The 20,844-nt window shown below is 67.5% G+C and carries 16 protein-coding genes; 9 read left to right on the top strand and 7 right to left on the bottom strand.

Annotated features, from left to right (window positions below):
• Positions 1 to 3: 3 nt before the first annotated feature.
• The 4 genes from NMD1_RS04640 (at position 4) to dnaA (ending at position 5,793) form a co-directional block, all read left to right on the top strand.
• Positions 4 to 2,331 carry a molybdopterin cofactor-binding domain-containing protein gene (locus NMD1_RS04640; RefSeq protein WP_233497358.1) on the top strand — a complete coding sequence of 776 codons (2,328 nt, stop codon included), beginning with the start codon at positions 4 to 6 and terminating at the stop codon, positions 2,329 to 2,331.
• Between the two features lie 5 nt (positions 2,332 to 2,336).
• Complete coding sequence (gene hemH / locus NMD1_RS04635) at positions 2,337 to 3,389, top strand: ferrochelatase (RefSeq protein WP_125953898.1); 1,053 nt, start codon at positions 2,337 to 2,339, stop codon at positions 3,387 to 3,389.
• A 182-nt stretch (positions 3,390 to 3,571) separates the two neighbouring features.
• On the top strand, positions 3,572 to 3,832 hold the full coding sequence (gene rpsT / locus NMD1_RS04630; RefSeq protein WP_124810021.1) for a 30S ribosomal protein S20: 261 nt from the start codon (positions 3,572 to 3,574) through the stop codon (positions 3,830 to 3,832).
• Positions 3,833 to 4,395: 563 nt separating this feature from the next.
• A complete protein-coding gene (gene dnaA / locus NMD1_RS04625) occupies positions 4,396 to 5,793 on the top strand; it encodes a chromosomal replication initiator protein DnaA (protein WP_124810064.1) in 1,398 nt (465 codons plus the stop codon).
• Positions 5,794 to 5,838: 45 nt separating this feature from the next.
• On the opposite strand, the gene NMD1_RS04620 is transcribed toward dnaA, so the two are convergent.
• Together NMD1_RS04620 and mgtE are read right to left on the bottom strand one after the other, a co-directional pair.
• Positions 5,839 to 6,264 (bottom strand): DUF1489 family protein, encoded by a 426-nt coding sequence (locus tag NMD1_RS04620; RefSeq protein ID WP_223806692.1) that lies wholly within the window; start codon positions 6,262 to 6,264, stop codon positions 5,839 to 5,841.
• 16 nt (positions 6,265 to 6,280) lie between these two features.
• The gene (gene mgtE, locus NMD1_RS04615; protein WP_125953897.1) at positions 6,281 to 7,741 is read right to left on the bottom strand and encodes a magnesium transporter; all 1,461 of its coding nucleotides are present in this window, start codon (positions 7,739 to 7,741) and stop codon (positions 6,281 to 6,283) included.
• A 113-nt stretch (positions 7,742 to 7,854) separates the two neighbouring features.
• Between mgtE and NMD1_RS04610 the strand changes: the two genes are divergently transcribed.
• Positions 7,855 to 8,310 (top strand): peptidylprolyl isomerase, encoded by a 456-nt coding sequence (locus NMD1_RS04610; protein ID WP_124810023.1) that lies wholly within the window; start codon positions 7,855 to 7,857, stop codon positions 8,308 to 8,310.
• A gap of 213 nt (positions 8,311 to 8,523) precedes the next feature.
• Complete coding sequence (locus NMD1_RS04605) at positions 8,524 to 10,059, top strand: acetyl-CoA hydrolase/transferase family protein (RefSeq protein WP_125953896.1); 1,536 nt, start codon at positions 8,524 to 8,526, stop codon at positions 10,057 to 10,059.
• A gap of 13 nt (positions 10,060 to 10,072) precedes the next feature.
• On the opposite strand, the gene NMD1_RS04600 is transcribed toward NMD1_RS04605, so the two are convergent.
• Entirely contained in the window at positions 10,073 to 10,969 is an 897-nt protein-coding gene (locus NMD1_RS04600; protein WP_125953895.1) for a LysR family transcriptional regulator, read from the bottom strand.
• A gap of 104 nt (positions 10,970 to 11,073) precedes the next feature.
• On the opposite strand from NMD1_RS04600, the gene NMD1_RS04595 reads away from it, so the two are divergent.
• The gene (locus NMD1_RS04595; RefSeq protein ID WP_125953894.1) at positions 11,074 to 13,176 is read left to right on the top strand and encodes a malate synthase G; all 2,103 of its coding nucleotides are present in this window, start codon (positions 11,074 to 11,076) and stop codon (positions 13,174 to 13,176) included.
• Positions 13,177 to 13,232: 56 nt separating this feature from the next.
• The gene (locus tag NMD1_RS04590) at positions 13,233 to 13,445 is read left to right on the top strand and encodes a DUF4287 domain-containing protein (protein ID WP_125953893.1); all 213 of its coding nucleotides are present in this window, start codon (positions 13,233 to 13,235) and stop codon (positions 13,443 to 13,445) included.
• A gap of 8 nt (positions 13,446 to 13,453) precedes the next feature.
• On the opposite strand, the gene rsmA is transcribed toward NMD1_RS04590, so the two are convergent.
• From rsmA to NMD1_RS04570, 4 genes are all read right to left on the bottom strand, one after another.
• The gene (rsmA, locus tag NMD1_RS04585) at positions 13,454 to 14,287 is read right to left on the bottom strand and encodes a 16S rRNA (adenine(1518)-N(6)/adenine(1519)-N(6))-dimethyltransferase RsmA (RefSeq protein WP_125953892.1); all 834 of its coding nucleotides are present in this window, start codon (positions 14,285 to 14,287) and stop codon (positions 13,454 to 13,456) included.
• On the bottom strand, positions 14,284 to 15,291 hold the full coding sequence (gene pdxA, locus NMD1_RS04580) for a 4-hydroxythreonine-4-phosphate dehydrogenase PdxA (protein WP_125953891.1): 1,008 nt from the start codon (positions 15,289 to 15,291) through the stop codon (positions 14,284 to 14,286). The genes rsmA and pdxA overlap by 4 nt, the downstream gene beginning before the upstream one ends.
• A 67-nt stretch (positions 15,292 to 15,358) precedes the next feature.
• Positions 15,359 to 16,747: a peptidylprolyl isomerase gene (locus tag NMD1_RS04575; protein ID WP_124810030.1), complete on the bottom strand. Its 1,389-nt coding sequence runs from the start codon at positions 16,745 to 16,747 to the stop codon at positions 15,359 to 15,361.
• 181 nt (positions 16,748 to 16,928) lie between these two features.
• Positions 16,929 to 19,205 carry an LPS-assembly protein LptD gene (locus NMD1_RS04570; RefSeq protein ID WP_233497357.1) on the bottom strand — a complete coding sequence of 759 codons (2,277 nt, stop codon included), beginning with the start codon at positions 19,203 to 19,205 and terminating at the stop codon, positions 16,929 to 16,931.
• Positions 19,206 to 19,364: 159 nt separating this feature from the next.
• On the opposite strand from NMD1_RS04570, the gene NMD1_RS04565 reads away from it, so the two are divergent.
• Positions 19,365 to 20,822: a leucyl aminopeptidase gene (locus NMD1_RS04565; protein ID WP_125953889.1), complete on the top strand. Its 1,458-nt coding sequence runs from the start codon at positions 19,365 to 19,367 to the stop codon at positions 20,820 to 20,822.
• Positions 20,823 to 20,844: the final 22 nt, after the last annotated feature.

Here is a 20,844-nt window from a genome sequence, read left to right as displayed (position 1 = left end):
CGCGTGGCGCTGGGCGGGCGGCTGACCCGGCGGGGGCTGCTGGTCGGTGCGGCCGGTGCCGTCGCGGCGGGTGGCGGCCTGCTGTTGGCGTTCTCGCTGGTGCCGCGCCACTATGCCACGCCTTTGCGCGCGGGCGATGGCGAGCATGTTTTCGACGCTTTCATCCGGATGGCGGCGGATGGCGCGGTCAGCGTCGCCGTGCCGTTCTGCGAGATGGGGCAGGGCATTACCACGCTCGTCGCGCAGATCGTCGCGTGGGAACTGGGCGCGGACTGGCGGCGTGTGGGCGTGGAACCCGCGCCGGTCAGCCCGGTCTATGCCGATCCGGTGCTGGCCGCGCACTGGGCGCCGCTGTGGATGCCGCTGGGCGCGGGGCTGGCGGAGAATCCGGATGGGATGCTCGCCCGGCTGAAGGCCGAACGCGAGCCGATGATGATTACCGCGGATGGCACCGCGCTGGCCGCTTTCGAACAGCCGCTGCGCGCGGCCGCCGCCGGCGTGCGGGCGATGCTGGCCAAGGCGGCGGCGGCGGAATGGAACGTCGGTTGGGAGGAGTGCGAGGCGCGGGATCATTTCTTGATCCATGGCGACAAGCGGCTGGCCTTCGCCGCGCTGCTGGAAAAGGCGCTGGCCTACGACCCGCCCGATCCGCCGGTGCTGCGCGCCGGGGCGCCGGCGGAAAGGCCGCGCGATTTTCCCGAAGGCGCGCGGGCGCGCTATCCCCGGCTCGATCTGCCGGCCAAGGCGGACGGCAGCTTCGTGTTCGCGGGGGATGTTCGGTTGCCGGGTATGGTCTTCGCCGCGATCGCGCACGGGCCGCAGGGGAACAGCGTGCTCTCCAGCCACGACAAGGACGCGGCGGCGGGCGTGCGCGGCCTTGTCGGCGTGGTCCATGCCAAGCGCTGGCTGGCGGCGGTGGCGACGACCTGGCACGCGGCGAACAAGGCGGTGAAGGCGATGGAGCCGCGTTTCCGGGCGGCCGGCCCGATCGCGGACAGCGCCGAGATCGACCAGGCGCTCAATACCGCGCTGCAAAAGGGCCGTTCCGTCCGCGTTGCCGCGGATGGCGATCCCGATGCCCTGCTGGAAAAGGCCGGGCCGGTGAAACTGGGGCTTGCCGCTCGCTACGATGTCGAGCCGGCGCTGCACGCGCCGCTGGAAACGGCCACGGCCACGGCGCGGCTGCGCGATGGCAAGCTGGAATTGTGGGTGGCGACGCAGGCGCCCGAACGGGTGCGCCGCGCCGGCGCGCTGGCGGCTGGCGTCTCGCGCGCGGACGTGATCGTTTATCCGATGCACGCCGGCGGCAGCTTTGATGCGCGGCTCGACAGCCGCGTGGCGGCGGAGGCGGCATCGATCGCGCGGCAGGTGGGCCGCCCGGTGCAACTCGTCTGGTCGCGCTGGCAGGAATCGCTGGCCGGCCTGCCGCGCACGCCGGTTTCGGCCGAGCTGGCCGGTTCGCTCAGCCCCGATAAGCAGCATGTCCTTGGCTGGCGCGCGCGCATGGCGCTGCCGCCGACCACGATCGAATCCGGCCTGCGGCTGCTGCATGACCGTGGCGTGCCCGACGCGCTGGAAGCGAGCGAGGGGAGGGCCGATCCGCTCGCCTGCGAAGGGGCTTTGCCGTTCTATGGCATTCCGGAAAAGGCGGTCGATCACATCGCGGCCAGCCTGCCGCTGCCGACCGCGCGCTATCGCGGCAATGCCCATGGCTATGCCGCGTTCTGCAACGAGAGCTTCGTCGATGAACTGGCCCATGCCGGAGGGCAGGAGCCGCTGGCGTTCCGCATGGGCATGCTGGGCGGGCAGCCCCGCCTGGCCGCCTGCCTTTCCGGCGTGGCGCGCATGGCGATGTGGGGCGGCGGGGCGGACGCTTCGGGTCAGGGCATCGCCTGCCATCGCATGGACCTGCCGACGGGCAGCGGGCAGGTGCGCAGCGGCTTCATCGCGGTCGTGGCCACCGCCCGGCAGGACGAAGGCGCGGTCCGGGTCGACCGGCTTTCCGTGTTCTGCGACATCGGCCGGATCGTGAACATGGACATTGCCCGGCAGCAGGTGGAGGGCGGCCTGGTGTTCGGGCTGGCGCAGGCCATCGGCGGCAGCACGGCCTATGCCGGCGGGCTGCCGGTGTCGGGACGCCTCGCGCAGCTCGGCCTGCCTTTGCTGGCTGATTGCCCGAAAGTCGATGTTGCATTCGCCGAAAGCAGCGAGGAACCGTTCGATCTGGGGGAACTGGCCGTGGTCGCGGTCGCGCCCGCCATTGCCAACGCCCTGTTTTCGGCCACGGGGTTGCGGTTTCGCCGGTTGCCGCTGCTATCCGAAGGTCTGTGACGCGCATGACTGTGAACGTATCCTCCGCCAATCACCGGCCCGCCGACCACCCGCCGGTCGCCACCGGCCGGATCGGCGTGCTGCTGGTCAATCTTGGCACGCCGGACGCGCCCGAGCGCGGCGCCGTGAAGCGCTATCTCAAGGAATTCCTGTCCGACCGGCGCGTGGTCGAGATTCCCGCGCTGCTCTGGCAGCCGATCCTGCGCGGCATCATTCTCAACACGCGGCCGGCGAAGTCGGCCCATGCCTATGGCCAGGTCTGGGGCAGGGACGGATCGCCGCTGGCCGCGATCACCGCCGCGCAGGCGGCAGCGTTGCAGGCCCGGCTTGAGCAGGCGCATTCCGGCGATGCGGTGATCGTGCGCCATGCCATGCGCTATCAGAACCCGGCGATCGCGCGCGAACTCGATGCGTTGGTGGAGGCCGGGTGCGAACGCATCCTGTTCGCGCCGCTCTATCCGCAGTATTGCGCCGCCACCACGGCCAGCGCGCTCGACGCGCTCGGCACGTGGATCGCCAGCCGCCGCCGCCTGCCGGCCCTGCGCACGCTGCCGCCCTATCACGACGATCCGCTGGCCATCGCCGCGCTCCATCGCGATCTTTCCCGCCAGATGGCGGTGCTGGACTTCGTGCCCGAACTGCTTCTGCTGAGCTACCACGGAATGCCCGAGCGCACGCTGCATCTGGGCGATCCCTATCACTGCCATTGCCGCAAGACGTCCCGGCTGCTGCAGGAGGCTTTTGCGGATACGCATGCCGGCCTGCGGATCGAAACGACCTTTCAATCGCGGTTCGGGCGTGCCCGCTGGCTGGAGCCGGCCACCGACGCCGTGCTGAAGGCTGAAGCGGCCCAAGGCACGCGGCGGATCGCCGTGGCCGCGCCGGGCTTTTCCGCCGATTGCCTCGAAACGCTGGAGGAACTGGCGATTCGGGGCCGCGATGATTTCCTGGCGGCGGGCGGAACCGACTTTGCCACGCTTTCCTGCCTCAACGCGGGGGACGAGGGCATCCGCCTGCTTGAAGCGCTGGTGCGGCGCGAGCTTGCGGGGTGGCTATAAAGCGCTTATCGGCATCTTCGAAGGACGAGGCGCCGGAAACCGGTCGAATCTGTTGACGATTCGCCCGTCTGTGGGTATGGGCGCCGCTTTCCGGCGGGCTTGCCCGCCTTGTACGTGCAAGCAACCAGGATTTTCCCGGTCCGTCTCCGGACGGCCCGCCAGAGGACAGAAACAGGACAGACATGGCCAATACGCCGCAAGCCCGCAAGCGCATCCGTCGCAACGAACGTCGCGCCGAAATCAACGGCAACCGCCTTTCCCGTATCCGCACCTTCGTGAAGAAGGTCGAATCGGCGATCGCCGGTGGCGACAAGTCGGCGGCGGCTGAAGCGCTCAAGGCGGCGCAGCCGGAACTGGCGCGTGGCGTGGCGCGCGGCGTGCTTCACAAGAACACCGTGGCGCGCAAGATGTCGCGCCTGACCAAGCGAGTCGCGGCTCTCTGATTCGACCGCCCATCCCCCATCGGGGATGATGCTCAGGGTCGATACGGATATCTGACAGAGGAAAAGGCCGGCGGTTTCATCGCCGGCTTTTTCGTTTTTCGGTTCCGTGACTATTTGCGGTCGCAGCAAGTCATGGATTTTCCGCGATTCGCTTTGCCTCTGCAGCGAAACGTATATTTTTCAAATACTTACGAGATTTCCGCGGCGTCTGGCGAGTCAAGGCGATTTATTTCAGTTTTTTTGCGTCGCCACGCTTGCGCTCCGCCCCCCGTCACCAATAGACAGGCTGAACCGGCATCGTTGATCTCACGGAGCCGTAACAAGCACTGGGATCAGCGTGACGGTGTCACGGAAATCGCATGGTTCGAGTCCGCTGGCGGAATCCCCGCCGGCGGTCGGGGGTTCGTCATGTCTGCGGCGGGGGGATGTCGTCGCAGGCCTTGATCAGGTCGGGACAGCGCCGCGTGAAGATGGATGAATTTGGCAGCGCGGGCGGCTACCGCGCACCGGCTGCGCGTGGGGGCGGCTCGGAAGCCGTTTCAGGCAGGAAGGGACGGGACGGGATGATCGAGGACCAGGAAGCGCTGGATCTGGCAGCGGACTGGGCCGACATCAGCCAGGGTCTGAAAAAGGATCTGGGATCGCAGCTGCACGGGCAGTGGATCAAGCCGATCCAGCTTGGCAGCTTCTGCAAGGAAACCGGCACGCTGGACCTGTTCCTGCCGACCGAGTTCTCCGCGAACTGGGTGGCGGATCGCTTCGCCGATCGCCTGTCGCTGGCGTGGAAGATCGCGCGGTCGGAAGTGCGTCAGGTGCGCATCACGGTGCATCCGCGCCGCCGCGCCATGCCCGAACTGCGCATCGGCGGCGATGCACCGGTGCCGGCGGCGTCGGCCACCGTGCGTACCCCGGCTTCGATCGGCATGTCGGATTCGCTGGTTTCGGGCCTCGATCCCTCGCTGATCTTCGCCGAATTCGTGAGCGGTTCGGCCAACGTTCTGGCGGTCAACGCGGCGCAGCGCATGGCCGCGCTGGAGACGCCCCAGTTCTCGCCGCTCTATCTCAAGGCCTCGACCGGGCAGGGCAAGACCCACCTGCTGCACGCGATCGGCCACGCCTATGCCGCGAACCGGCCCGGCGCGCGCATCTTCTACTGCTCGGCCGAGCGCTTCATGATCGAATTCGTCCAGGCCATGCGCCAGAACGAGATGATCGAGTTCAAGGCGCGCCTGCGCGGGTTCGATCTGCTGCTGGTCGACGATATCCAGTTCATCATCGGCAAGGCGAGCACGCAGGAGGAATTCCTGCACACGATCGACGCGCTGCTGGCCGCCGGCAAGCGGCTGGTCGTCGCGGCGGATCGTGCGCCGCAGGCGCTCGATGGGGTCGAACAGCGGCTGCTGTCGCGCCTGTCGATGGGGCTGGTGGCCGATATTCAGCCGGCCGACATCGAACTGCGCCGCAAGATCCTCGAACACCGCCTGTCGCGCTTCACCAGCACGCAGGTTCCGTCCGACGTGATCGAATTCCTCGCGCGCACGATCAACCGCAATATCCGGGAACTGGTCGGCGGCCTCAACAAGCTGATCGCCTTCGCCCAGCTCACAGGCCAGCCGGTCTCGTTGCAACTGGCCGAGGAACAGCTCACCGACATTCTCTCGGCCAACCGCCGGCGCATCACGATCGACGAGATCCAGCGCACGGTCTGCCAGTTCTACCGCGTGGACCGCACGGAAATGGCGTCCAAGCGCCGCGCCCGCGCGGTGGTCCGCCCGCGCCAGGTGGCGATGTATCTCGCCAAGGTGCTGACGCCGCGCAGCTATCCGGAAATCGGCCGCAAGTTCGGCGGGCGCGATCACTCCACCGTGATTCACGCGGTGCGGCTGATCGAGGAACTGCGCACGCGCGATGCCGACATGGACGGTGACGTGCGCACGCTGCTGCGCCAGCTCGAAGACTGACGGGAAACGGGGCGGGCCTGACACGCCCCGCGCCTGTCGATTGCTTCAGACCAGACCCAGCTTTGCCAGCTCGCCGGCCAGCCCGGCGGGCAAGGCTTCGCCCGCTTCCCCCATGGCCAGATCGCGCGGCGCGTCCTTGTCTTCCAGATAGCGCCATCCCTGGTGCGCCCGGCGCGGCACGGGGTGGACGTCGATCAACTGGGTGGAGATGACGATGTGCGTCTTGCCGCCCTCGGCTTCCTCGAAGCCCAGGATCGGCGAGCGGGCGACGAGCTGGTGCTTCAACACCCAGAACAGCGATCCGCCGACCATTTCGGCGTGGCGCTTGGGCAGGTAGCGCGTGGTCAGCCGCGCTTCCGGTCCGCGCTGCGCGAACCAGGCGTGGACCTCGGCCAGCGACTGCGCGCCATAGGCGACCTTGGTCATGTGCAGACGCGGGGCTTCATCGTCCATCAGGCCTTCATCGTCCATCAGACATCGTCCATCGTCAGGCGCCGATTCCCGCCAGTGTCGCCAGCCCCAGGAAGCTCAGGAAGCCCATGCAATCGGTGCACATCGTCACGAACACCGCGGACGAGGTGGCCGGATCGATGTTCATGCGATCGAGCGTGACGGGCACGAACACCCCGGCCAGCCCGGCGACCATGTTGTTGATGAAGATCGCGGCGGCGAAGACCAGCGCGAGCGGCACGCTGTGCCAGATGAAGAACGAGCCGATCCCGATCAGCGTCCCGAGCGAAACCCCGTTGGTGGCCGCGATGCGGAACTCGCGGCTCAGCACGCGCAGGGTGTTGCTGCTGGTCAGCTGGTTGGTGGCGATGGCGCGGACGATCACCGCCAGCGTCTGCGTGCCGGCGTTTCCGCCCATCCCGGTGACGATGCCCATCAGCGTCGCCAGCACCGCGTAGCGCGCGATCTCGGCATCGAACAGGCTGACCACGCTGGCGGCCAGCATGGCCGTCGGCAGATTGACCAGCAGCCACAGCAGGCGCGTGCGCACGGTGAGGTGCAGCGGTTCGTTGATGTCGCCATCGCCGGCACCGGACAGCAGCAGCGCGTCCTCGCCCGCTTCTTCCTGGATGATGTGGACCACGTCATCGACGGTGATCTGGCCGACCAGCCGCCCGTCCTCGTCGACCACCGCGGCGGAGATCAGCGCATACTTCTGGAAGCGGAGCGCCACTTCCTCCTGATCCATCGTGACCGGAATCAGCGTCTGGTCGCGCTTCATCACGTCCGCCAGTGCCACGTCGCGCGGCGTGCGCAGAATCCACGAAAGCACGCAGGTGCCGATCGGGCGGTGCTTGTGATCGACGATGAACACTTCCCAGAACTCGGTGGCGAGGTCCTGGTTTTCGCGCAGATAGTCGATGAGATTGCCGACGGTGAGATGTTCGGGCACCGCGATCAGATCGCGGCTCATAAGGCGGCCGGCGGTCTCTTCCGGATAGGACAGCGCGCTTTCGATCGCGGCGCGGTCTTCCGGATCGAGCTCGGCGAGGACGGCTTCCTTGTCCTCCTCGTCGAGGTCCTCGATCAGGGCGACCGCGTCGTCGGTCTCCATCTGCTCGGCCAGCTCGGCCACCTCGTCGGGGTCGAGCTGCTCGATCAGCGATTCGCGGACGTGGTCGTTGAGCTCGGCGAGCACTTCGCCGCCCATCAGGTCGTTGATGGCGCGGGCCAGCCGGGGGCGTTCCTCGGGGTCGATCAGCTCGAACAGGTCGGCGATGTCAGCGGGGTGCAGCGGTTCGACAAGGTCATAGACGGCGTCGCGGTCGCCTTCGTCCAGCGCATCGCAGACCTTGCGGATGAACGCCGGCTTCAGCGTGTTGTGTTCTTCGTCCAGACTCTCCGCATGGCGCGCGCTTTCCTCGGCCGGCGATGCATCGCCGCCGTCGGCAAGGGCCAAGTCGATGGCCAGGTCGATCCGGTCGTCTTCGCGCTCCATCAAGGGCCGGGATAGGCGGTCGCAAGCCAAAAGCAACGCCCGAAAAGAGCATGGCGTGACTTTGTCGGGGAAGACCCTATATCGGCGGCAGACAAGGAAGGATTTTGTGACAGATGGCTGAAGAGAAACTCGTCTTCTCGCTCGATTCCGGCGATGTCGTGATCAAGCTGCGCCCCGATCTTGCACCCAATCATGTGGCGCGGATCAAGGAACTGGTCGGCGAAGGCTTCTACGACGGCGTGAAGTTCCACCGCGTGATTCCGGGCTTCATGGCGCAGGGCGGCTGCCCGCAGGGCACCGGCATGGGTGGCTCGGACAAGCCCGACCTGCAGGCGGAATTCAACAGCGAACCGCACGTGCGCGGCGTCTGCTCGATGGCGCGGACGAGCTATCCGCATTCGGCGAACAGCCAGTTCTTCATCTGCTTCGACGATGCGCGCTTCCTCGACAAGCAGTACACCGTCTGGGGCCAGGTCGAGAGCGGCATGGAACACGTCGATGCGCTGCCCAAGGGCGAGCCGCCGGCAAACCCCGGCGTGATCCGCAAGGCGAGCATCGTCTCGGCCTGATCGACCGGCACGGCTCGATTGCAAAAAGGGAACCGACCCCGTCGGTTCCCTTTTTTCATGTCCGGGCAAATGCGCTATAAATCGCCAAATTCCGGTGATTGCATTATGCGCAATTACACTTTTGCGTGGGAATATAAGGAATTGCTACGACGGAAGTAGTGGTTATCAACCACTCGCCACGGGTCTACGCGCGGCCAAACAGCGGAGAGTCCCATGTCTCAGTCCTCCCTTTCGCAGCGCATCGCCCATCCGGCCCTTCAGGCGCGCGTGACCGATGCCGATAGCGCCGCCGCGCTGATACCCCCCGGCTCCACCGTCGGCATGAGCGGCTTTACCGGTGCGGGCTATCCCAAGGCGGTGCCGCTGGCGTTGGCCAAGCGGATCGAGGCGGCCCATGCGGCGGGCGATCCGTTCCGCATCAAGGTCTGGACCGGGGCCTCGACCGGCCCGGAACTCGATGGCGCGCTGGCCAAGGCGAAGGGCATCGATTTCCGCCTGCCTTATAATTCGGACCCGATCGCGCGCGAACAGATCAACCGCGGCGAGATGAACTACTTCGACATGCACTTGTCGCAAGTCGCGCCGATGGCGTGGCAGGGCTTCCTTGGCCCGCTCGACATCGCGCTGATCGAAGTGACCGCGATCCTGCCCGACGGATCGCTGGTGCCGTCCTCGTCGATCGGCAACAACAAGACCTGGCTCGATCGCGCCGACAAGGTGATCCTCGAAGTGAACCGCTGGCAAAGCGAGGCGCTGCACGGGATGCACGACGTCTATTACGGCACCGCTCTGCCCCCGCACCGGGTGCCGATCCCTCTGATCCGCCCCGAAGACCGCATCGGCCAGACGACCTTCCGGTGCGATCCCGCCAAGGTGATCGCCGTGGTCGAAACGGATTCGCCCGATCGCAACCAGCCGTTCAAGGCGCCGGACGCCAACGCCCGCGCCATCGCCGGGCACCTGATGGAATTCTTCGCGCACGAAGTGAAGATGGGGCGCCTGCCGTCCTCGCTGCTGCCGATCCAGTCGGGCGTGGGCAACATCGCCAACGCCGTGCTGTCGGGGCTGATGGACAGCCCGTTCGAGAACCTGACCGCCTATACCGAAGTGCTGCAGGACGGGATGCTTGACCTGCTCTCCACCGGCAAGCTGCGCATGGCGTCGGCCACGGCCTTCTCGCTCAGCCCCGAAGCGGCCGAGACGATCAACGCCGATATGGCGCGCTATCGCGACCGGCTGGTGCTGCGCCCGCAGGAGATCAGCAACCATCCCGAACTGATCCGCCGGCTCGGCTGCCTCGCGATGAACGGGATGGTCGAGGCCGACATCTACGGCAACGTCAATTCCACGCACCTGATGGGATCGCGCATCCAGAACGGCATCGGCGGGTCGGGCGATTTCGCGCGCAACGCCTATATCTCGATCTTCATGGCCCCATCGACCGCGAAGGGCGGCCAGATTTCGACGATCGTGCCGCAGGTCAGCCACGTCGATCACATCGACCAAGACGTGCAGATCATCGTGACCGAACAGGGCCTGGCGGATCTGCGCGGGCTGCCGCCGCGCAGCCGCGCCGAACTGGTGATCGGCAACTGCGTGCATCCCGCATACCGGGATATGCTGGCCGATTATTATGCGCGTGCCTTGCGCGATTCCTGGGGCAAGCATTCGCCGACGCTGCTGACCGAGGCGCTGGCATGGCACCAGCGCTATATCGATACCGGTTCGATGTTGGCGCCAGCCGGCTGACGGGGCGGGCGGCTTATCGCTCCCACGGCGGCACCGGGCTGAAATGGCGGCGCAGGTGTTCGGTGAACGCGCCGACGCTGGCCGCCATGTGCTGGCCCGCCGGCCGGATTGCATAGATCGCCACGTCGTCGCTGCCCTGGTGATCGGGCAGCACGCGCACCACGCGCCCTTCGGCCAGGTCCGGCCGGATGTCCCACAGCGAACGCAGCGCGATGCCCACGCCCCCCAGCGTCAGTTCGCGCACGACCTCGCTCGAATTGGTGGCGACCACACTCTCCGCGTCGATCGTCACCGGCCGGCCGTTGGCGCTGAGTCGCCATGGCAACTGGCCACGCGCGGCGAGCAGACGGTGCCCGGCCAGGTCGCGAATCGATGCCGGCGTGCCGTGCGTGGCGAGATAGGCGGGAGACGCGCAGAGGATGCGGCGGCTTGGCGCGAGCCGCACCGCCTCCAGCCCACGTTCGACCTGCGCGGTGATGCGGACGGCCAGGTCGATGCGCTCCGCCAGCAGATCGGTGAAGCCGTCGCTCAGCTCGATCTCGATCCGCACCTCGGGGAAGCGTTCGAGGAACGAGGGCAGCAGCGGGGCGATGAACATGCGCCCGAACGAGGTGGGGGCGGCGATGCGCAGCGGACCCTTCGGCGCCAGCGTGCGCCCGGCGACGCGCGCCTCGGCATCGTCGATGCTCGCCAGGATCGCCAGCACATCGGCATGGAAGCGCGCGCCCTGTTCGGTCAGTTCCAGCCGCCGTGTCGTGCGCCGGATCAGTTCGGCACCCAGCCGCTCCTCCATCCGCGCCAGCCGCTTCGACACCATCGGCGGGGAAAGCCGCAGCGCGCGCGCCGCGCCGGCTAAGCTGCCGCTGGCCACGATCTGCGCGAAAAGCCGATAGTCCCGGTCGCCGTCCATTGGTTCTCTTAAGGAATGAGTGTCGTAACTTTAATCACTCTACCGAACGAGAAGGCCGAAGGCTAGAATGCGCGCATCGGAATGGATGCGCATGGGAGCAAGCGATGAGTGAACGGGTTGAACGCAGCGGTCTGAAGGTCGATGGCCAGCTTGCCGTTTTCCTCGAACAGCGCGTGCTGGCGCCGATCGGGCAGGAGGCCGCCGCCTTCTGGCAGGGCTTTTCCGCGCTGTGCGATCGCCTCGTGCCGCAGAACCGCGCGCTGCTGGCCAAGCGCGATGCGCTGCAGGCGCAGATCGACGCCTGGCATCTCGCGCGCAAGGGCCAGCCGATCGACGCCGACGCCTATCGCGCGTTCCTGACCGAGATCGGCTATCTGGTGCCCGAACCGGAGGACTTCCTCATCGGCACGCAGAACGTGGACGAGGAAATCGCCACGATGGCCGGGCCGCAGCTTGTCGTTCCCGTGCTCAACGCGCGCTTCCTGCTCAACGCCGCCAACGCGCGCTGGGGCAGCCTCTATGACGCGTTCTACGGCACCGACGCGCTCGATGCGCCGCCGGCGCGCCCCGGCGGGTATGACGAGGCGCGCGGCGCGGCGGTGATCGCTGCCGGGCGGCTGTTCCTCGATGGCGCGCTGCCCGGCTGGGAAGCTGCGCTGACCGGCGGCGAATGCCCGCATCCTTACGCCACGCGCGATGGCGGGGTGATGTTCAAGCACAACGGATTACACATCGAGCTGGTGATCGATCGCAATCACCCGGTGGGCAAGGGCGATCCGCTGGGCATTGCCGACATCGTGCTCGAAGCCGCGCTGACCACGATCGTCGATCTGGAGGATTCGGTCGCCGCGGTCGATGCCGAGGACAAGCTGGCGGCCTACGCCAACTGGCTGGGCGTGATCCGGGGCGATCTGGCCGATACGTTCGAGAAGGGTGGCCAGACCATCACCCGCACGCTGGCGGAAGACCGCACCTGGCACGCGCCTTCGGGATCGGCGTTCAGCCTGCCGGGGCGCAGCCTGCTGTTCGTGCGCAATGTCGGCCATCTGATGACCAATCCGGCGATCCTGCTGGCCGATGGATCGGAAATTCCCGAAGGCATCCTGGACGCGGTCATCACCTCGGCGATCAGCACGCACGACGTGAAGGGCCTGGGTCGCTTCCGCAACAGCCGCACCGGCAGCATCTATATCGTCAAGCCCAAGATGCACGGGCCGGAGGAAGTGGCTTTCACCAACACCCTGTTCGATGCGGTGGAAGACCTGCTCGGGCTGCCGCGCCACACCGTCAAGGTCGGCGTGATGGACGAGGAACGCCGCACCAGCGCCAATCTTGCCGCCTGCATCGCGGCGGTGAAGGACCGCATCGTGTTCATCAACACCGGCTTCCTCGATCGCACGGGCGACGAGATCCACACCTCGATGCAGGCCGGCGCGATGATCCGCAAGGGCGCGATGAAGGCCTCCGGCTGGATCGCCGCCTACGAAAAGCGCAACGTCTGCATCGGCCTACACCACGGCCTTTCCGGCAAGGCGCAGATCGGCAAGGGCATGTGGGCCGCGCCGGACATGATGCGCGACATGATGGACCAGAAGATCGGCCATCCGAAGACCGGCGCCAACACCGCCTGGGTGCCTTCGCCCACGGCCGCGACGCTGCACGCCACGCACTATCACCAGGTCGATGTCTTCGCCGTCCAGAAGGACGTGGCGAAGGAGGAAACGCCCGGGCTGGACGCGCTGCTGGCCGTGCCGCTGGCGGCGGGCGCGAACTGGTCGGAAGACGAAGTGCGCGCGGAACTGGACAACAACGCGCAAGGGCTGCTGGGCTATGTCGTGCGCTGGATCGATCAGGGCGTCGGCTGCTCCAAGGTGCCCGACCTCAACGACGTGGGCCTGATGGAAGACCGCGCCACGCTGCGCATTTCCAGCCAGCACATCGCCAACTGGCTGCTGCACGGCGTCTGCTCGAAGGAGCAGGTCCTGGATTCGCTGCACCGCATGGCCGCCAAGGTGGACGCGCAGAACGCGGGCGATCCGCTCTACGAGCCGATGGCGGGCAACTGGGATACCAGCTTCGCGTTCCGCGCGGCCTGCGATCTGGTGTTCAAGGGCGTGGAGCAGCCCAACGGCTATACCGAACCGCTGCTGCACGCCTGGCGGCAGAAGAAGAAGGCGGCGATCGCCAAGGTGGCGGAGCCGGCCTGATCCGCATTGACAGGGCGCATCGACAGGGCAGGGCTCGGCATGGTTGCTTCGCGGCCATGACCGAGCCCAAAGCCACCGGACCCGCATCGTACTTCCCGTCGATCGAGAAAAAGTACGGCAAGCCGATCGCCGAATGGAAGGCGCTGGTCCGCGCCGCGCTTCCGGCGAAGCATATGGAGCTGGTGGCGATGCTGAAGAATCAGCACGGCATGGGCCATGGCCACGCCAATGCCATCGTGGCGCACACGCTGGCCGAGGCGGACGGGTAGCCCGGCGTTTACGGCGTCAGGGCGCGCGCGATCGCGACGAATTCCGCGACATCCAATGTTTCGGCACGACGCTGGGGGTCGATGCCCAGTGGCTCCAGCACTTCCAGCGCGCCGGGCAGGCCCTTGAGCGACTGGCGCAACATCTTGCGGCGCTGGCCGAAGGCGGCCTCGGTCACCCGTTCCAGCATCCGCGCGGAGACGCCCGCGGGCATCGCCGCCGGCTCGACATGCACGATCGCCGACATGACCTTGGGCGGCGGGGTGAACGCGCTGCGGTGCACTTTCATCGCGATGACGGGGCTGGCGCGCCACTGCGCCAGCACGGCGAGCCGGCCATAGGCATCGGTGCCGGGCCGGGCGACGATGCGCTCGGCCACTTCCAGCTGGAACATCAGCGTCAGCGATTGCCAGCGCGGCGGCCATTCCTGGCCGGAAAGCCAGCCGGTGAACAGCAGCGTGCCCACGTTGTAGGGCAGGTTGGCGGCCACGTGCCACGGCCCGTCGAACAGCGTGACGGGATCGATCCGCGTCGCGTCGCCCTCGATCACGGTCAACTGGCCGGGGAAGGCATCCGACAGTTCCGCAAGCGCCGGCAGGCAGCGCTTGTCCATCTCTATCGCGGTCACGTTCGCCCCGGCGCGCAGCAGCGCGCGGGTCAGCCCGCCGGGACCGGGGCCGACTTCCAGCACGTTCGCCCCGCGCAGGCTGCCGGGCACCTTGGCGATCCGGTCCAGCAACTGTTCGTCGAACAGGAAGTTCTGGCCCAGCGCCTTGCTGGCGAACAGACCGTGGCGGTTCACCACCTCGCGCAATGGCGGCAATTGGGGCGGTAGGTCGGTCATGCGGAAAGCCTGCGCACCGCGCATTCCCCGGCCATGCGGATTGCGGCGACGGTCGCGCCCGCGCGCGCCGTGCCCGTTCCGGCAATAGCGAAGGCCGTGCCATGGTCGGGCGAGGTGCGCACGATCGGCAACCCCAGCGTGACGTTGACGCCAGCGTCGAAATCCAGCGCCTTAAGCGGGATCAGAGCCTGATCGTGGTACATGCAGATCGCCGCGTCATAGGTTTCGCGCGCTTCGGCGTGGAACATCGTGTCCGCCGGCAAAGGCCCGCGCGCGTCGATTCCGGCGGCGCGCAGCGCGGCGACGGCGGGCGCCACCACATCGGCATCCTCGTGCCCCATGCGGCCGTCCTCGCCCGCGTGCGGGTTCAGCCCGGCGATGGCCAGCCGGGGGTGCGCGACGCCGAAATCGCGCGCCAGCGCCGCCGCCGTGATCGCGGTGCGCGTGCGGATAAGCTCGGCAGTCAGCAGCTCGGGTACGGCGCGCAGCGGGACGTGGACGGTAACGGGCACCACGCGCAGGCTTGGCCCCGCCAGCATCATCACCGCGTTCCGGGGGGTGACGCCGCAGGCTTCGGCGACGAATTCGGTCTGCCCCGGCTGGCGGAAGCCGATCGCGGCAAGGCGGCTCTTGGCGATGGGGCCGGTGACGATGCCCGCCGCCGTGCCAGACCGGGCAAGGCCGGTTGCCGTTTCCAGCGCGCGCAGCGCCAGCGCGGCGCCGGCTTCGTCGGGCTGGCCGGGGGTATAAGGGAGGTCGCCCAGGTCTATGACCGGTAGCGCGGTATCATAGACCTCCAGCGCTTCGTCCGGCCCGGCGATGGCGCGCACCGGAACCTCGATACCGCGCCGATGCGCCGCCTGTTCGAGCAGCGCCCGGCTGCCTACTACGAAGAACGGGGGCAGGGCTTCGGCGCCGCTCAGCGCCCAGGCTGCGCAGAACAGTTCGGGGCCGACACCGGCGGGATCGCCGATGCTGGCGGCGAGGGGAAGGGAAAGCGTCATAGCGGTTCCCTGTCATGCGCCGGGCCGCCGGTCCTTGCGGATTCGCAAAGACGCGGCGGGGTCAGCGTCAGTTGTATTCGATCACCGCATCGCGCCGCAGATCGCGCAGATAGGTCTGCGCGCGCTTGTTGACGCGATCGTCTTCCATCTGCTGCTGCAACTCGTCGAAACTGGGGCCGGAATCCACCTTGGGATCGTCACGCCCGCACAGCAGCAGCACGCGCACGCCGTCCTCGATCGATCCGAACGGCGGGGTCGCCTCGCCGACCGAGAGCTTGAGCAGCGTTTCCTGCAGCGCACCCGGCAGGTCGCGCGCCTTGATCTGGTCGTTGGCGACCACCGATGCGCCGATCGTCGCAGCGGCCTTTTCCGCCTCGCCGCAGCCGTGGATCGACTTCACCATGCTGGCGAAGTCGGCGGCCTTGTCGGCAGCCTGCTTTTCCGTGGTGCCCTTGGGGAACGCGATCGAGATTTGCTTGAGGCTGAGCACGGCATCGCGCGGGTCGGCGGTCAGCACCTGGCGCTTGTCGATCAGGTAGAGAATCGAGAAGCCGCCGGGAATCGGGATCGGGCCGGCAAGCTGGCCCGGGGCCATGCCGGTCGCGGCCGCGGCCAGTTCGTTGGGCAACTGGCCGAGGCGGATCCAGCCGAGATCGCCGCCGACCGCCGCCGTCGAGGCTTCGGAGAACTGGCGCGCATAGGCAACGAAGCTGCCGCCCTGCTTGATCTGCTCGACGATCTTTTCGGCGTTGGCGCGGACCTGCTGCTGGGTTTCGTCCGTCGCCGACAGGAAGATTTCGCCGATGCGGTATTCCTCGGTGCCCTTCGACGCCTGAAGCCGCTCCATCATCTCGCGCACTTCGCCGTCCGAGATGTTGATGAACGGCTGGACGTTACGGCGCAGCAGGCGCTGCCACGAAAGCTCGCCCTTGATCTGGCGCTTGAGCGAGGCGGCCGACGAGCCGATCGAGGCGAGGTACTTTTCCAGCGCCGGCACCGACTGGCCGAAGTTCTGCGTGGCCACGCGCTCGAACGTCTGGTTCACCTCGTCGTCGCCGATCTGGATGTCGGCGGCCTTGGCTTCCTGGATCTGCAGCGTTTCGTCGATCAGGTTGCGCAGCACCTGCAGGCGCAGGCGGTCCATTTCCTCCGGCCCCACCTTGTTGCCGTTGGCGTTGACGATCAGCGCCAGGCGCTGTTCCACGTCGGTGCCGGTCACGATCTCGCCGTTCACGATCGCCGTGGCACGGCGCACGTTGGGATCGCTCTTGCCGAACAGGGTGGGGTTGGCCGGGATGTTCAGGGCGCCGTTGGCGTCGGCGCTTTCCCGCACGGCCTGCGCGCTCGCGCTCGAGGCGATCGGCCCGGCGACCATGGCGGCAAGGCCCAGAACCAGCGCGCTCTGGCCGATCAGGGGACGACGGATCGGGGAAGGAAGGCGGACGGTACGCGTCATGGCAATCTGAATATCCTGTCGAACCGGCGCACCGGCATCCTTCTGCGCATTTCCCGGCAAATGGTATCGCCGGGCTTAACCCAAGCTGAGTGGCGCGGCGATAGCCGTATTGCAACGGCGAGGGAAGCGAAAGCGGGGAAAACCCCGAACGGCCGGGGTGCCGGACATCCCCAAGCGCCGGTCAACGCCCGCCCAGGCTGCGCAGCGACAGCGAGAACGAGAAGCCGTTACCCTGCTTCGCGTCGCCCGTCGTCACGTAGTCGCGCACCCAGGTGAAGGACAGGTCGAGGCAATCGTCGGTATAGGCGAAGCCCAGCCGATGCCGCAGCATCTGGAACCCGTCGGAAGCGGTGTTCGTCGGGTCCTCGGCGCGCGGCGTCAGGTTGACCACGCCCGATCCGAACACCGACCAGTATTTCGCGAAGGCCACGCGCCCGGTGAAGCGCAGCTCCTGCCGGTCGCGCAGGTCCTCGAAGGTGGAGGCGATATCGCGGTTGAGGCGGAGGTAGCCTACTTCGAAGTAGGACTTGTGTCCGCCGATGGTCGCGTCGAATTCGTTGCGGCGCAGCACGAAATCGTTGTGATCCAGCCGGAACCGGTGCGTGAACTTGACGATATCGCCAAAGCGCAGGTCGGTCCTGCCAACGATGTCGGACGCGCGGGTGGTCAGGCCGGTGCCGTCGGGCAGCAGGGTCATGTCGTTGGACAGGCGGTAGCTTTGCCCCACCGTGCTGGAAATGCGCCAGCCGGGCCGGGTCAGGCTCCAGTCGAGGCCGTAGGTGAAGCGGACGCCGTCCTCGATCCGGTCGTATCCGGGAAACCGGTTCAGCGAGAACAGGTTGGCATCGTCGAGATCGACCGAACGCGAATCCTCGTTGGGGATCGACAGGTTGCGCACGTGCGGCGTGGCGACGATCTGGAAGCGCGGGGTCAGCACCTGCGTACCGCCCAGGAATTCGCCCACGAAGGGCCAGCGCACGTCGATCGCGGCGGTGGCGATGCCGCGCGCCTGCCAGCCGGGATTGCCGCGATAGAGCACGGTTGGCGTCAGGGCGTTCTGGTCGCTGTGATAGACGTCGCCGCGCAGCAGCCCGGTCAGCGTGATCACCTGGCCCATGCCGGTCACGGTTCGCAGGTCCCACTGCGCGCGGGCGAAGGCGCGCTGCGTATCCTGCCCGCCGGTGCGCGTGATCGCCAGCGTGTTGGCCTGCAGTTCCAGTTTGCCGCCCACGCCCGGCATATCGAGCCGGCGGCGATAGTCGATCGCCGGGATCGCGATCGGCACCTGCCCCTGGGCGTAGCCGACGCGCAGCGTCTGCACCGCCCAGCCGGCCAGGCTGAAATAGCTGTTGTCGTCGATGCGTTCGAGATTGATCGAGGAGCGCAGCCGGTCGTCGCGGCCCAGGTCATAGCGGCGCAGGAAGGTGCGGTCGCTGGCGATGCGGCCGTAGCCCGAAATGCTCCAGTTGTCCGAAAGCTGGAAGCGGCCGTTGCCTTCGAAATAGCCACGGAACTGCTGGTTCTGCGCGCCCGTATTGCCCGAGACCGAGATCACCGAGCTGCGCGTGAGGTAGCCCGTGATCTGGAAGGCGCCGCTTTCGGTCAACTGGCGGTAGCGGGTCTTCACCATCGGCAGCGAGCCGGTGTAGAAGTTGCCGGTTACCGCCAGGTCCTTGTTCTGGGCGATGCGCCAGTACCAGGTCAGGCCCAGTTCGGCGCCGTTCGACGCGCCCAGCCGGAAGTCCGGGATCAGCAACCCGCTGACGGCGCGGAAGTCCGATGTGTGGGCAAGGCCGGGCAGCGGCAGCAGCGGCACGCCGAACACGTGCAGAACCGCGCCCTTGTAGCGCACCCGCTTCTGCTTGTCGTCGTAGTGGACGCGGACGGCGGTGATTTCCCAGCTCGGCTTCTTGGCGCAGCCTTCGATGTCCTCGATCGCGCAACCCGAATAGGCGGCATCGTGCAGGATGATGTCGCCATTGTCCTCGCGCTCGCCGCTTTTCGCCGCTAGCCGCCCGCCTTCGCGCATCACGACCAGCAGGTCGTCCATCGCGCCGGCCTTCAGTTCCTCGGTCAGGTCGGCCTTGTCGGTATAGACGATGTTGCCCACGTCATCGACCATGCGGACGTTGCCTTGCGCCTGGATCGCGCCGGTCTTGCGGTTCCAGGTGATCGTATCGGCGCGGACCGACTGTTCCTCGCGCCGCAGCACGACATTGCCCCGGGCGGTGACGACATCGGAGTCGTTCGCGTATTCGACCTTGTCCGCCGCGAACTGGACGGGGGTGTCATCATCCGAATCGGCGGCGGCGGGCGTGGCGGATGGCGCAGGGGCGGGCGGAGAGGCCGGAATGGCCGTCTGCGCCAGCGCGGGCCAGGCCGTGCCGAGCATCAGGCCCAGCGCCAGACTGCGCGCCAGCTCGCGCGAAAACGGGATCAGCGCCACGCCTGCGGTCATGCGGCGCGGACGCAAGCGTCGGTAAAGGGCTTGCGGCTGCGGCCGCTTGGCGGGTTGCATGGCTTGCCTATCGCACCAGCGCGCCCTAACTGCAAATCCACAATTTCAGCCCGGACACGACTGCGCCGGGCTGTGGCCGCTTTCCGACAGGAGCACCCGATGAACGTTGTTTTCCGCCCGGCCGCCCAAGCCCGTCCCCGTCTGGTGGCCACGCTGGTGCCGCAGGGTGCCTTCCCGGCGCAGGCCGATGCCGTCGTGCGCGATGGCGCCGCTGCCGCGCGCTTCACCGGCAAGACCGGGCAGGTGTTCGAAGCCTTCGCGCAAGGGCCGGACGGTCTCCAGCGTCTCGCTTTCGCCGGAATCGGCGATGGGAGTGCGGCGGATCGCCTTTCGGCGCTGGAACGCGCCGGCGCGGCTCTGACCGCGAAATACCTGACCTCGGGCGAAACCGCGCTGGGCATCGATTTCACCGGCAGCGGGCTGTCCGCCGCGGAAGCGGTGGCGGTGCTGTTCGGCGCGCTGCTGCGCGGCTGGCGCCTCGATGTCTATCGCACCAGGCTGACCGACGAACAGAAGCCCTCGCTGGCCGAAATCGTCGCGATCGGCGCGCCTGATGGCACCGAAGCCGCGTGGCAGGCGGAAGCCGCGCTGGCCGAAGGCGTGGCCTTCACCCGCGAACTGGTGACCGAGCCGGCGAACGTGATCTATCCCGAAAGCTTCGTCGCCCGCGCGCAGGAGCGGCTGGCCGGCCTCGGCGTGGAAATCCGCGTGCTCGACAAGGCGGAGATGACCGAACTGGGCATGGGCGCGCTGCTCGGCGTGGCGCAGGGTTCGGTCCGCGAACCGCGCATCCTGGCGATGCGCTGGAAGGGCAAGGCCGGAACCAAGCCGACCGCGTTCGTGGGCAAGGGCGTGACGTTCGACACCGGCGGCATCTCGATCAAGCCGGCCGCCGGCATGGAAGACATGAAGTGGGACATGGGTGGGGCCGCTGCCGTTGCCGGCACCATGCTCGCCCTGGCAAAGCGCAAGGCCGAAGCCGACGTGATCGGCGTGTGCGGTCTGGTCGAGAACATGCCGGACGGCAACGCGCAGCGCCCCGGTGATGTCGTCACCTCGATGTCGGGGCAGACGATCGAGGTGATCAACACCGATGCCGAAGGCCGCCTCGTGCTGTGCGATGCGCTGACCTGGGTGCAGAAGGAATATGCCCCCGCCACGATCGTTGACCTTGCCACGCTGACCGGCGCGATGATCATCTCGCTCGGCCATGAACACGCCGGCCTCTTCGCCAACGACGATCTGCTCGCCAGCCAGCTCGATGCGGCGGGCAAGGCCAGCGGCGACAAGCTGTGGCGCTTCCCGATCGGCCCGGCTTACGACAAGCTGATCGACAGTCCCATCGCCGACATGAAGAACGTGGGGCCGCGCTATGGCGGGTCGATCACCGCCGCGCAGTTCATCCAGCGCTTCGTCGACAAGGGCGTGGCCTGGGCGCATCTCGACATCGCCGGCACGGTCTGGGCGGACAAGCCCGGCGCGACCTGGGACAAGGGCGCGACCGGTTTCGGCGTGCGCCTGCTCGACCGCTACGTGCGCGACGTGCTGGAAGCGTAGCGGGCCGGCACCGCCTCGGCCA

Source organism: Novosphingobium sp. MD-1 (assembly GCF_001014975.1).
Taxonomy (GTDB): domain Bacteria; phylum Pseudomonadota; class Alphaproteobacteria; order Sphingomonadales; family Sphingomonadaceae; genus Novosphingobium.
The sequence above is the reverse complement of the archived record's forward strand: the minus strand, read 5'-3'. Positions and strand labels throughout refer to the sequence as shown.